General features: G+C 65.7%; 13 protein-coding genes. 5 read left to right on the top strand and 8 right to left on the bottom strand.

Going from position 1 to position 12,774, the window contains the following annotated elements; all coding sequences use genetic code 11:
• Positions 1 to 168 precede the first annotated feature (168 nt).
• From ipdC to echA20, 4 genes are read right to left on the bottom strand one after another with little or no spacing between them, the layout of a single operon-like run.
• A complete protein-coding gene (ipdC, locus tag A5699_RS09725; protein WP_067768619.1) occupies positions 169 to 1,242 on the bottom strand; it encodes a (3aS,4S,5R,7aS)-5-hydroxy-7a-methyl-1-oxo-octahydro-1H-indene-4-carboxyl-CoA dehydrogenase in 1,074 nt (357 codons plus the stop codon).
• A 3-nt stretch (positions 1,243 to 1,245) separates the two neighbouring features.
• Entirely contained in the window at positions 1,246 to 1,995 is a 750-nt protein-coding gene (gene ipdB / locus A5699_RS09730; RefSeq protein WP_067768621.1) for a cholesterol ring-cleaving hydrolase subunit IpdB, read from the bottom strand.
• Positions 1,992 to 2,891 (bottom strand): cholesterol ring-cleaving hydrolase subunit IpdA, encoded by a 900-nt coding sequence (gene ipdA, locus A5699_RS09735; RefSeq protein ID WP_067768623.1) that lies wholly within the window; start codon positions 2,889 to 2,891, stop codon positions 1,992 to 1,994. The genes ipdB and ipdA overlap by 4 nt, the downstream gene beginning before the upstream one ends.
• Complete coding sequence (echA20, locus tag A5699_RS09740) at positions 2,891 to 3,646, bottom strand: (7aS)-7a-methyl-1,5-dioxo-2,3,5,6,7,7a-hexahydro-1H-indene-carboxyl-CoA hydrolase (RefSeq protein ID WP_067768625.1); 756 nt, start codon at positions 3,644 to 3,646, stop codon at positions 2,891 to 2,893. The genes ipdA and echA20 overlap by 1 nt, the downstream gene beginning before the upstream one ends.
• Positions 3,647 to 3,705: 59 nt before the next feature.
• On the opposite strand from echA20, the gene A5699_RS09745 reads away from it, so the two are divergent.
• Together A5699_RS09745 and A5699_RS09750 are read left to right on the top strand one after the other, a co-directional pair.
• Positions 3,706 to 4,488, top strand: coding sequence for an SDR family oxidoreductase (locus tag A5699_RS09745; RefSeq protein ID WP_067768627.1), 783 nt, complete (start codon positions 3,706 to 3,708; stop codon positions 4,486 to 4,488).
• Positions 4,489 to 4,504: 16 nt separating this feature from the next.
• Entirely contained in the window at positions 4,505 to 5,410 is a 906-nt protein-coding gene (locus A5699_RS09750; protein ID WP_067768629.1) for an SDR family oxidoreductase, read from the top strand.
• Between the two features lie 74 nt (positions 5,411 to 5,484).
• On the opposite strand, the gene A5699_RS09755 is transcribed toward A5699_RS09750, so the two are convergent.
• From A5699_RS09755 to A5699_RS09770, 4 genes are all read right to left on the bottom strand, one after another.
• Entirely contained in the window at positions 5,485 to 6,927 is a 1,443-nt protein-coding gene (locus tag A5699_RS09755) for a histidine phosphatase family protein (RefSeq protein ID WP_067768631.1), read from the bottom strand.
• A gap of 197 nt (positions 6,928 to 7,124) precedes the next feature.
• Positions 7,125 to 7,604, bottom strand: a complete 480-nt coding sequence (locus tag A5699_RS09760) for a nitroreductase family deazaflavin-dependent oxidoreductase (protein ID WP_067768634.1) — start codon at positions 7,602 to 7,604, stop codon at positions 7,125 to 7,127.
• Positions 7,605 to 7,612: 8 nt separating this feature from the next.
• Complete coding sequence (locus tag A5699_RS09765; protein ID WP_067768636.1) at positions 7,613 to 7,987, bottom strand: hypothetical protein; 375 nt, start codon at positions 7,985 to 7,987, stop codon at positions 7,613 to 7,615.
• A complete protein-coding gene (locus tag A5699_RS09770) occupies positions 7,987 to 9,138 on the bottom strand; it encodes a steroid 3-ketoacyl-CoA thiolase (RefSeq protein ID WP_067768638.1) in 1,152 nt (383 codons plus the stop codon). Before A5699_RS09770 ends, A5699_RS09765 begins: the two co-directional genes overlap by 1 nt.
• A 166-nt stretch (positions 9,139 to 9,304) precedes the next feature.
• On the opposite strand from A5699_RS09770, the gene A5699_RS09775 reads away from it, so the two are divergent.
• Genes A5699_RS09775 through fadE29 form a run of 3 tightly spaced genes read left to right on the top strand, consistent with a single transcriptional unit; the run spans position 9,305 to position 12,751 of the window.
• Positions 9,305 to 10,555, top strand: a complete 1,251-nt coding sequence (locus tag A5699_RS09775; RefSeq protein WP_067768640.1) for a cytochrome P450 — start codon at positions 9,305 to 9,307, stop codon at positions 10,553 to 10,555.
• Positions 10,556 to 10,582: 27 nt separating this feature from the next.
• Positions 10,583 to 11,587 (top strand): acyl-CoA dehydrogenase family protein, encoded by a 1,005-nt coding sequence (locus tag A5699_RS09780; protein WP_067768642.1) that lies wholly within the window; start codon positions 10,583 to 10,585, stop codon positions 11,585 to 11,587.
• Positions 11,588 to 12,751 carry an acyl-CoA dehydrogenase FadE29 gene (fadE29, locus tag A5699_RS09785; RefSeq protein ID WP_067768644.1) on the top strand — a complete coding sequence of 388 codons (1,164 nt, stop codon included), beginning with the start codon at positions 11,588 to 11,590 and terminating at the stop codon, positions 12,749 to 12,751.
• Positions 12,752 to 12,774 lie beyond the last annotated feature (23 nt).

Consider the following 12,774-nt stretch of genomic DNA (forward strand, 5'->3'; position numbering starts at 1 on the left):
TGTGCGAGTGTCAAAATCGCCGAGCGACAATGGAATTGGTGAGGCGCAACGAGATCAGCGTGGCGATTGTCGCTGAAAAGTCGCTAACAGGCGGGCAACTCGACCCCGCGTCTGGTCGCGCGACACGCCATGCGGGTTGCGTGACACGCCGCGCCCCGTGCAGACCCGTTACTCGACCACAAACGACGAAGCAGCGCGCAGATGCGCGACGGCGTCGTCGACGATCTTTTCGACCAGCTCCGCGCAGGATGGGAGGTCGTTGATGATGCCGGCCACCTGTCCAGAGGCCAGCACACCGGCGTCGGTGTTGCCATCCACGAGACCGGCTTTCAAAAGCATCGCTGTGTTGGCCTTCATGACGATCTGCGACCAGGTGAGTTCCTTGCCCTCCCGCATGGCCAGTCCGTCCTTGACGATCGAAAGCCAGGACATCCCCGAATACTTCTTGAACTTCTGGGCGTTGCCGACCGCGGCGGCGAGGCTGCGAACCCCTGAGCCGCTTTCGAGCTTCTCCACCAGGCCGGTGCGCAGCACGCGGTGCGGCATGCCGTCGACACGGGTAGAGACCACGGTGCCGTCCAGTGCGGCCTGCAGGTACCGCTGCTTGACCGCGTCGGGCACGGTGGAATCAGAGGTCAGCAGGAACCGGGTCCCCATGGCAACCCCAGCGGCGCCATACGACAAGGCAGCGGCCAGGCCGCGGCCGTCGAAGAAGCCCCCCGCGGCGATCACCGGCATGCCGGTGTCCTTCACCGCGTCGAGCACCGAGGGCAGCAGCAGGGTGGTGGCGACGGGGCCGGTGTGGCCGCCGCCTTCACCGCCCTGCACGATGACCGCGTCGGCACCCCAGCCGGCCACCTTCTTGGCGTGCTTGGCCGCGCCGACCGACGGGATCACCACGACGCCTGCGTCTTTGAGCTTGGCGATCAGCTCGGGCTTGGGAGCCAGAGCGAAGGAGGCGACTTTGACTCCTTCGCGGATCAGGAGGTCGACGCGCGCACCGGCATCGCCCGCATCGGCACGCATGTTGATGCCGAAGGGTTTGTCGGTGGCGGCCTTGACCTTGGTCACGGCGGTCTGCAGTTCCTCGAGCGTCATGGTCGCTGACGCCAGGATGCCGAGCCCGCCGGCGTTGGAGGTTGCGGCAACCAGTCGCGCACCGGCCACCCAGCCCATGCCGGTTTGGACGACCGGATGCTCGATGCCGACCAGTTCGGTCAGCGGAGTCTTGAGCTTGCCCATGGGTTAGGCCTTTACCTCTTTGTCGCGCAACGATTTCGGATCGATGGTCTCGCGCAGGAGCGTGAGCTCTTCGTCTGTCGGCATCCGGGTTTCTTCGGCGCTGTCAAGCCCGTGCACCTCGAAGGAGGTGTTGTCGGCGACCTGCTGAGCCTCGACGCCGGGATGCAACGACACCGCGCGCATCTGGTGGTCGGGGCCGTTGAAGTCGAACACGCCCAGGTTGGACACCACGCGGTAGATGTTGGCGAACCGGTAGGCCGGATTGGCGGGATCAACCTTGTCCCAGCCGATTCCGGAGACGATGTCCACCGACTCGCAGAACACCCGCTTGGAGTGGTTGCCGACGAAGTAACTGGTGGCGTGGTTGATGCTGTTGCCCGGCGCACCGCGCACGCCGAACATCTGCCGGGTCGGGTGCTGGATCGGGCCGAAGGCCGACAGGTTCTGGTTGCCGTAGCGGTCGATCTGGTTGGCGCCCATCACCACATGGCGCTTGCCCCAGGCCAGGGTCTCGAAAACTCGGTTGAACGGCATCCAGCCCTCGACGGTGAAGGAGCCGCCGATAGCCGGGGTGTCGGCCATGATCCGGGCCTCACCGTCGGTCAGCACGATGTCGGGGGAGAAAGTCAGCCGGGCCAGCCGGGCTCCGATCTGGACGACGGTGGTCATGGGGCTGGCCATGATCTCGCCGGCGTCGCGGAACAGTTCGGCGCAGGCGACGGCGCATACCTCGGCGCGGGTCACGTCACTCACTTTGCGGCCTCCTTGGCTGCCTTCTGATCCTCGGCGAACTTGCGCACCGCGGCCTGGTAATCGTCCTCACTGCCGGACAGGTACGTCTTGACGAACTCAGCCCAGGTCTCGTCAGAGCCTGCGGCCTCGGCGTAGTGGCGCTGGAACTTCTCGTCACGTCGGTAATCGGGCTCGTTGGTGGTGAAGTGGGCACCGTTGGGTGCCTCCACCACGGAGTCGACCATCATCCGGTTGATCAGAAGGGCCTGCGTCGGAACGGCTTTGACCAGTTCCTCGGTGGAGACCACGCGCTCGACGGACAGGAAGCGGCGCTGGGCCGACATCAAGAACAGGTCGTCGAAGTACGGGTCGATACCGGTGTAGGCCGCATTGCCCTGGGCGTCACCGAGATTCATGTGCACGAACGCCGCGTCGAGGTTCAGCGCGGGCATCGCGATGAGTTCCTCATAGGCCCCGTCGGTCTGGTACGGCGACGTCACGGTCTTGAGTTCGTCGCCCCAGAACGCGCGGACGTCGCTGCCGAGTCCGGCGCGGATCGGCAGGAACGGCAACCGCTGGGCGGCTGCCTGCAGCCCGCAACGCAGCATGCCCTCGTCCATCTCGCGGGCCTCGATGGCGCCTTCGGTGCGACGGCGCGCGAACCACGGGTCGTAGAACGGCGGCGAGTCCAGCGAGACGAAGCCGTAGTAGACGCGCTTGACCTTGCCGGCCGAACACAGCAGGCCCAGGTCAGGCCCGCCGTAGGTGACCACGGTCAGGTCCTTGACGTCGGTGCGCAGCAGGGCGCGGACGAAGGCCATCGGCTTGCGCCGCGAGCCCCAGCCGCCGATGCCGATGGTCATGCCGCTTTCGATCTCGGCGACCGCCGCTTCCAGAGTTGTTGTCTTGTCTGCCATTATTTCGACCCCTTGTTGGTCCCCGCGAATTCGTCACGGTGTTCGTCGGACACACCGGACAGGTTCAGTTCGAAGGTGAAACCCTGCTCCATGCGGTACCGCGCGTTGACAGGCTGCACGTCGATGAAGTTCAAGGCCTCCTTGGCCGCCCGGATCACCCGGGTGTCCTTGCTGGCGATGTCGCGGGCGACGCGCAGCGCGGCCTCGTCGAGCTCCTCGCGCGGGACCACCTCGTGCACCGATCCGAAGTGATGCAGGGTTTCGGCGGGAACGGTCGCGGCAGTGAAGAACAAGCGGCGCATCAGGTGCTGGGGGACCAGCCGGGACAGGTGGGTCGCGGCGCCCAACGCTCCACGTTCCACTTCGGGCAGCCCGAACTTGGCGTCGTCGGAGGCGACGATCACGTCGGCGTTGCCGACCAGGCCGATGCCGCCACCGACGCAGAAGCCGTTGACTGCGGCCACTACTGGGACCTCGCACTCGTACACGGCCTTGAATGCGTGGTAGCAGCCGCGGTTGGCGTCGATGAGTGCGGTGAAGCCCTCGGTGTTCTGCATTTCCTTGATGTCCACGCCGGCGTTGAACCCGCGGCCCTCGGCCCGCAGGATCACCACGTGGGTGCTGCGGTCGCGGCCGGCGGCAGTGATGGCATCGCCGAGTTCGAACCAGCCGGCCGACGGGATGGCGTTGACCGGGGGGTAGTTGACGGTGACCGAGACGATGCCCGGTTCGACTGTCTTGGTGGTGATCGTCATCAATCCACTTCCTGGAGGGGTCGCTACCTAAGCAAGCACTTGCTTGGTACGCTAGCACAGTGACCGATACGCCAGAAGCCGGTGCAATCAATTTGGGTTTGGCCGGCAAGGTGGTCCTGGTAACCGGCGGAGTGCGAGGGGTTGGCGCTGGCATCAGCGCGGTTTTCGCCGGTCAGGGCGCCACCGTGGTGACCTGCGCACGTCGTCCGGTTGAGGGACTGCCCTACGAGTTCCACAGCTGCGACATCCGGGATGACGACTCGGTGAAGGCGCTGATCGACGCCGTCGTCGACAAGCACGGCCGTCTCGATGTGGTCGTCAACAATGCCGGCGGCTCGCCGTATGTGCTCGCCGCCGACGCGTCGGCGAAGTTCAGCACCAAGATCATCGAGCTGAACCTGATCGGCGCACTCTCGGTGTCTACGCACGCCAATGCCGTGATGCAGCAGCAGGACTCCGGCGGCTCCATCGTCAACATCTCCAGCGTCAGTGGCCACCGCCCGACGCCGGGCACCGCGGCCTACGGTGCGGCGAAGGCCGGCATCGACAACCTCACGTCCACGCTGGCCGTGGAGTGGGCGCCGAAGGTCCGGGTGAACTCGGTCGTCGTCGGCATGGTCGAGACCGAGCAGTCCGAACTGTTCTACGGCGACGCCGAGTCCATCGCGGCCATCTCGCGCAACGTGCCGTTGGGACGCCTGGCCAAGCCGGCCGACATTGGCTGGGCCACGGCGTTTTTGTCGTCGGCTGCGGCCTCGTACATCAGCGGCGCCTCGCTGGAGGTGCACGGCGGCGGCGAACCGCCGCATTACCTGTCGACCACTACAGCAGACATCAAATAGAAGGAGACACACTCACATGGGACTTCTGGACGGCCGGGTGGTCATCGTGACGGGCGCCGGCGGCGGCCTGGGCCGCGCACACGCGCTGGCGTTTGCGGCCGAAGGTGCACGCGTCGTGGTCAACGACATCGGCGTGGGTCTGGACGGCTCGCCGGCCGGCGGTGGTAGCGCCGCTCAGAGCGTGGTCGACGAGATCGTTGCCGCCGGAGGCGAAGCCGTCGCCAACGGCTCCAACGTCGCGGACTGGGCACAGGCCGAGGCCCTGATCCAGACTGCGGTCGATTCCTTCGGCGGGCTCGACGTTCTCGTGAACAATGCCGGCATCGTGCGCGACCGGATGTTCGCAAACACCTCCGAGGAGGAGTTCGACGCCGTCACCGCCGTGCACCTCAAGGGGCACTTCGCCACCATGAAGCACGCCGCCGCGTACTGGCGCGCCCAGTCCAAGGCGGGCAACACTGTTGATGCCCGCATCATCAACACCAGCTCGGGCGCCGGTCTGCAAGGCAGTGTGGGACAGGCGAATTACAGCGCCGCCAAGGCCGGCATCGCCGCACTCACCTTGGTCGCCGCCGCGGAGATGGGCCGTTACGGCGTCAGCGTCAACGCCATCGCACCCTCGGCGCGCACCCGGATGACCGAGACCGTGTTCGCCGACATGATGGCCACCCAGGACCAGGCCTTCGACGCCATGGCTCCGGAGAACGTCTCACCGCTGCTGGTGTGGTTGGGCAGTGTCGAGTCCAAGGACGTGACCGGCAAGGTGTTCGAGGTCGAGGGCGGCAAGATCCGCGTCGCCGAGGGCTGGGCGCATGGCCCCGAGATCGACAAGGGCGCCAAGTGGGATCCGGCCGAGCTGGGCCCCGTCGTCAATGACCTGTTGGCCAAAGCCCGCCCGGCAGTCCCCGTCTACGGCGCCTAATTTTCCTCCCGCGAGCAGACGCAAACCGGTACCAAATCAAGCGATTTGGTACCGGTTTACGTCTGGTCGGCAGATCAGGCGGCGTCCTTACCGGCGGACTTCGCCTTCTCGCCGGCCTTGCCGTCCTTCTTGTCCTGCTTGTCGGCACCGGCGAGCTTCTTGACGGTCTCGCGGGCGCGCTGGACCGAGGACTCGATCCCGCTGCGCACCTCGTCTGAAGCGCGATCGGCCCGGTCTCGCATCGCGGACAGTGCCTTGCCCGGCTCCACCTTGTTGCCTGCGACCAGCTTGGTCGCACCGTTGGCGGTACGGGTACTCGAGATCCTGTTCTGCACCAATGTGGTGCGCGCAGCTGCCTTTTCGGTGACCTCGTTGCTGACGTTCTCGGTCACCTGCTCGACGTCCTGCTCGACCGTCGGCTCGGTGGCCTTGTCGGCAACCGGCTCATCGGTCTGGGCGGCAGTGTTCTGGATCCCGACCTTGGACTGCTGCGATGTGGACTTGTTCAGCGAGCCGGGAATGCCGGCGATCGCCTCGACGGTGTCGTTGATCGAATCGCTGACGAACTTCACCGTCGCCTTGCCGACATCCTGAATGCCCTTGGCGCCGGCGTCCGCAATGGACTCAGGGTCGAACGACAGGACAGGCAGGCGCATGTCGTAGATCGCCTTCTGGGGCGCCACGATCAGATCGCGTACGTTGACGAACATCTTGGTCGCATAGTCGGCCTCGCCGACTTCTTGGCCGTTCCAGCTCACCAGATGCCAACTGCCGTCATCGTTCTGCGTGACCACCACGGTGTCGGTGTTGTCCAGCGTGTTCGCCAGGAGCGTCAAGCTCGGATTGTCGACGTTCATCAACGTCCACATCATGATGGTGGCGCCGTGGGAGAAGACCGCGGCGTCGATCTGGTGGTCGCCGTTGGTGTCGGTGGTGTTGGCCTCGACGTCGGCAAGCGCGTTCGTCACCCGCTCGTTGAACTCCAGGCCGCTCTCCCCGCCGGGCACCGAGACGAACTGCAAGCCCAACGTCCAGGCCAACGGGGCGAGGATGTAGCCGATGCGGCCGACGCCCTCCTTTTCGGACAAGCCCTCGAAAATGCCCGCACTGATTTCCTGGACGCCGGAGTTCCGCTGCGGGCGGGTCGGATCGTAGGAGCCCAGGATCGTCACCGGCAAGCCGCTCTTCTCGGCGAATGGCGCCGCGGTCTCCTGGGTGCGGATCATGGTCGAGGCGTAGAGCGCGTCGAACGCGGTGGCGGACTGGCCATCGGCCCACGCCTGTGCCTGCTCCTCGCCGGTCAGTCCGCCGGTCTGGTCGACCTCGTCATTGGTCAGATGCGGCCCGGGTGTGCTGGTATCGATGTAGCCCGAGGCGTTGGCCTGTGACTCGGCATGCCGGATGAACGTCACGGTCATGGCGGCGGCAGGCAGAGTCGCGGCCGCGAACAACGAGCAGGCGGTCAGCGTGGTCGCGGCGGCACCGGCAGCCCGGCGGCGGCGGGTGGGTCGTTGCATAGGGTCTCCATCGGTTCACGAAAATGTGGGCTGCCGCTCACTTGCCGTTCACTGTGGGCGGGCTCACAGAACATAATCAAAATTGTGTTCACCCGTCAATTCAGCTACGGACAGTTTCGTAATTCACCGGTTCCGCGGCCGCTGACAACGCAAAACGCCCCCGGACAAAAGTCCGAGGGCGTGGTGCGGTCGCAGCGTCAGGCCGGGTCGCAGATGACGATCGGGATCTTGCGGTCGGTGTAGGACCGGTAGTTCGCGAAGTCGGCATACATCGCGTCCAACTTGGGCCAGTACTCGTCGCGTTCGGTATCGGTGGCGTCGCGTGCGGTGAGCTCAAGCGTCTCGTGCTTGGTCTGGAACTTCACCTTGGGATTGGCCACCAGGTTCAGGTACCACATCGGGTTGGTCGCCCGGCCACCCTGCGAAGCGACGAGCACGATGCGCTTGCCCTCCTGCAGATACAGCAACGGACTGTCGCGTTCCTCGCCCGACTTGCGCCCGATCGTGGTCAAGATGCCGACCTGGGCGCCCCGCAGGAATTTGTCGCCCAGGCGCCCACCGGACTTCTTGAAGATCCAGGTCTGCGCCCGCGACATCCATTTGATCGCGGTGCCGGTCGATTTCGCGTTGAGGCGTTCGACCTGCTTGGGGGACAGCGGGCGGGGAGTCTCGGGCATGAGTGACCTTAACGTGCGATGAAGGGCCGGATGCTGGCTGTGATCCGATGGATCTGACCGTCGGATTCCGGGATCACGAACGTCTCATCGATGCGGGCGCCGACGCGCCGACCGGCCAGCGTCGGCTTGGTCAGCAATTCGAACCGGGCCCGGATCTCGTCGCCGGACACCGTGAACTCCGGCGTCGAGATCGACTTGATCACCCGGTACTGCGGGCCGCGATCCAGATCGCGGCGCATCTGCTTGCCGGAAAAGCCTGTCTTCAAGCCGATCTCGGTGCGCGTGCAGTGCGGTGCGAACGGCACCGCACTGGCATCGTGGCTGGCCAGCGCATCGATGTAGGCCTGTGCGGCCGCGATGCGCTGGGCTTCACTGAATGCCACTAGATGCGCTCGATGATCGTTCCGGTGGACAGCGCTCCGCCGGCGCACATGGTGATCAGCGCGGTGCTCTTGCCGGTGCGCTCCAACTCGTGCAGCGCCGTCGTGATCAACCGTGAACCGGTCGACCCGACGGGGTGTCCCAGGGCGATCGCACCGCCGTTGACGTTGACCTTGTCCATGTCGGCGCCGTGCACCTGCGCCCACGACAGCACGACGGAGGCGAAGGCCTCGTTGATCTCGACCAGGTCGATGTCGCCGAGCTTCATGCCGGCCTTCTCCAGCACCCTGGCGGTGGACTGCACCGGGCCGTCGAGGTGGTAGAAGGTCTCGGCGCCGACGTTGGCCTGCGCGACGATGCGTGCCCGCGGCTTCAGGCCGAGGGCCTTCGCCTTGTCTTCGTCCATCCACAGCACGGCGGCCGCACCGTCGGAGATCTGCGACGATGTGCCCGCGGTGTGGATACCACCTTCCATCACCGGCTTCAGCGAGGCCAAGCCTTCGGCGGTGGTGTCGCGCAGACCCTGGTCGCGGCTGACGGTGTTCAGCTCGGCCGTCGGCTGCTTGTTCTCGTCGATCACCGGCGCGACGATCGGGGAGATCTCCCGGTCGAACCGGCCCTCGGCCCAGGCCTGCTTGGCCCGGGTCTGCGAGGCCAGGCCGAGTGCGTCGACGTCCGCGCGGGTGAGGCCGCGACGCTTGGCGATCCGCTCGGCGGCTTCGAACTGGTTGGGCAGGTCGATATCCCACGAGGCCGCCCGGGCGCCGCCACCGTTGGCGCCGAGACCCACCCGGCTCATCGCCTCGATGCCGCAGGCGATGCCGATGTCGATGGCGCCGGCGGCGATCAATCCGGCGACCAGGTGGTTGGCCTGCTGGGCGCTGCCGCACTGGCAGTCGATGCTGGTGGCGCCGACATGCTCGGGCAGGCCGGCGATCAACCAGGACTGCCGCGTGACGTTGTTCGCCTGTTCGCCATACTGCGTGACACAGCCACCGATGACCTGCTCCACCTGACCGGCGTCAATCCCGGCCTTCTCCACAAGGGCCTTCTGGACGGCGCCGAGCAGCTCGGTGGCGTGCAGACCGGACAACCAGCCGTTGCGCTTACCGATGGGGCTGCGGGTGGCTTCGACGATGACAGGGTTACCCATGAAGCCAGGCTAGAACACGTTTCATTACTCTGACAAGCGCCGATGCATCACTACCTTTGATCTGCGGTCAAGCCGTGTTTCAATGGTCTCAATTGGTACTAGACCACGTTGTTTCAAGCATTGCTGGCTACGCGCACGGCTTGCTACAAACCCAAGGAGTAGACACATGGGCTGCCCGAACATCCCCAAGGACTTCGACTTCCTCGATTCCGAGCTCAACCTCAAGGGGCTGCCGGTCGAGGAACTTGCCGAGTTGCGCAAGGCCGAGCCCGTTCGCTGGGTCGACGTGCCCGGCGGCACCGGCGGCTTCGGCGACAAGGGTTACTGGCTGGTCACCCGGCACGAGGACGTCAAGGACGTCTCGCTGCGCAGCGACGTGTTCTCCAGCGCGATGAACGGGGCGATCCCGGTGTGGCCGCAGGAGATGACCCGCGAGGCCGTCGATCTGCAGCGCGCCGTGCTGCTCAACATGGATGCCCCGCATCACACCCGACTGCGCAAGATCATCTCCCGCGGTTTCACCCCGCGTGCGCTCTCGCGCCTCGAGGACGAGCTGAACAACCGTGCGCAGCAGATCGCCAAGAACGCCGCGGCGTCCAACTCCGGCGACTTCGTCGAGCAGGTGTCCTGTGAGCTGCCGCTGCAGGCCATCGCCGAGCTGCTGGGTGTGCCCCAGGATGATCGCGACAAGCTGTTCCGCTGGTCCAACGAGATGACCGCCGGCGACGATCCCGAATATGCCGACATCGACCCGGCCATGTCCTCCTTCGAGGTCATCACCTACGCCATGAAGATGGCCGAGGAGCGGGGCAAGAACCCGACCGACGACATCGTCACCAAGCTGATCCAGGCCGACATCGACGGCGAGAAGCTGTCTGACGACGAGTTCGGCTTCTTCGTCATCATGCTGGCGGTGGCGGGCAACGAGACCAGTCGCAACTCGATCACCCACGGCATGATCGCGTTCTCGCAGAACCCCGACCAGTGGGAGCTCTTCAAGAAGGAACGTCCCAAGACCGCCGTCGACGAGATCATCCGTTGGGCCACACCGGTTTCGGCGTTCCAGCGCACCGCCAGCGAGGACACCGAGATCGCCGGCGTCAAGATCAAGGCCGGTGAGCGAGTGGTGATGTCCTACCGCTCGGCCAACTTCGACGAGACGGTGTTCGACGACCCGTACACGTTCAACATCCTGCGTGACCCGAACCCGCATGTGGGTTTCGGCGGCACCGGCGCGCACTACTGCATCGGCGCCAACCTGGCCCGTCTGACGATCAACCTGATCTTCAACGCCGTCGCCGACCACATGCCCGACCTCAAGCCGATCGGCGAGCCGGAGCGGCTGAAGTCCGGATGGCTCAACGGTATCAAGCACTGGCCCGTGGACTACACGGGTAAGTGCCCGGTCAGCCATTGATCGTCTAACGAATCGAGGAGGATTCGGGTGGATTTCACACCGAACCCGGAGCAGCAGGCTGTCGCCGATGTGGTGACCTCTGTTCTGGAACGCGACAACACCTGGGACGCACTGGTTTCCGGTGGTGTTGCGGCGCTGGGAGTGCCGGAACGCCTCGGGGGAGACGGGCTGGGCCTGTCCGAGTTGTCCACCGCGCTCACCGAGATCGGCCGCCACGGCACGATCAGCCCGGCGCTGGCCACCCTCGGTCTCGGGCTGGTGCCGCTGCTCGATTTGGCCTCCGATGCCCAGCAGGACCGGTATCTGTCCGGGGTTGCCACCGGTGCGGTGCTCTCCGCCGCGCTCAACGAGCCCGGGCAGCAGCTGCCGGAGCGGCCTTCCGCCAACTATGCCGACGGCAAGCTCAACGGCACCAAAACCGGTGTGCCGTATGCCGAGACGGCCAAGTGGCTGGTGGTCACCGCCGACAACGCGGTGGTCGTCGTGTCGCCCACGGCCGACGGTGTGACGGTCACCAAGACCCCGACCGCCAACGGTTCGGATGAGTACGTCGTCACCTTCGCCGACGTCACCGTGGATGCCGCCGACGTGCTCGAGGGCGCGACGGCGCACCGGGTCAACGAGTTGGCGCTGGCGGTCACCGGGGCGTTCGCGGCCGGATTGGTCGCCGGTGCCCTGCGGTTGACCGCCGACTATGTGGCCACCCGCGAGCAGTTCGGTCGCCCGCTGTCGACGTTCCAGACCGTGGCTGCCCAGTTGTCGGAGGTCTACATCGCCTCGCGGACAATCTCTTTGGTGTCCACGTCGGCGCTGTGGCGGCTGTCGGAAGGTCTCGACGCCGACGAGGATCTGGGCATCCTGGGTTACTGGCTGACCTCGCAGGCCGCGCCGGCCATGCGGCTGTGCCATCACCTGCACGGCGGTATGGGTATGGACATCACCTACCCGATGGACCGCTACTACTCCTCGATCAAGGATCTGACCCGGTTGTTGGGTGGTCCGTCGCATCGCCTCGACCTGGTGGGAGCGTAAATGTTCATCGATCTGACGCCCGAACAGCGGGCGCTACAAGCCGAACTGCGCGAATACTTCTCGACTCTCATCACGCCCGAAGAAGCCAAGGCGATGGAGTCCGATCGGCACAACGAGGCCTACCGCACGGTGATCAAGCGGATGGGCAGCGACGGCAAGCTCGGTGTCGGCTGGCCCAAGGAGTACGGCGGTCTGGGTTTCGGCCCGGTCGAGCAGCAGATCTTCATCAACGAGGCCAACCGCGCGGACATCCCGTTGCCGATGGTCACGCTGCAGACAGTGGGCCCCACCCTGCAGGCGCTGGGCACCGAGGAGCAGAAGAAGAAGTTCCTGCCCGGCATCCTTTCCGGTGACGTGCATTTCGCGATCGGCTACTCCGAGCCCGACGCCGGAACGGACCTGGCCTCGCTGCGCACCACCGCGGTGCGGCATGGCGATGAGTACATCGTCAACGGGCAGAAGATGTGGACCACCGGCGCCCACGATGCCGACTACATCTGGCTGGCCTGCCGGACCGATCCCACGGCCGCCAAGCACAAGGGCATCTCGATCCTGATCGTCGACACCAAGGATCCGGGTTACTCCTGGACCCCGATCATCCTGTCCGACGGTGCGCACCACACCAACGCGTCGTACTACAACGACGTGCACGTGCCCGCCGACATGCTCGTCGGGGAGGAGAACGGCGGCTGGAAGCTCATCACCACCCAGCTCAACCACGAGCGGGTCGGTCTGGGCCCGGCCGGCCGCGTCGCCGGCATCTACGACCAGGTGCACGCCTGGGCGTCCAAGCCCGGTTCGGACGGGGTCACCCCGATCGAGCACGACGACGTGAAACGCCTTCTCGGGCAGATCAAGTCGATCTGGCGGATCAACGAGCTGCTCAACTGGCAGGTGGCCGCCTCCGGCGAGACGATCGCCGTGGCCGATGCCGCGGCCACCAAGGTGTTCTCCACCGAACGGATCCAGGAAGTCGGCCGGCTGGCCGAGGAGATCGTCGGCAAGTACGGCAACCCCGCCGACCCGGAGACCGCCGAATTGCTGGTGTGGCTGGACAAGATGGCCAAGCGCAACCTGGTCATCACCTTCGGTGGTGGAGTCAACGAGGTGATGCGGGAGATGATTGCGGCGTCGGGTCTGCGCGTGCCGAGGGTTCCGCGATGATGGTGGACGACGTCGAGCGTGAA

Origin of the sequence: Mycobacterium sp. E802, assembly GCF_001666875.1 — a bacterium.
Lineage (GTDB): Bacteria > Actinomycetota > Actinomycetes > Mycobacteriales > Mycobacteriaceae > Mycobacterium.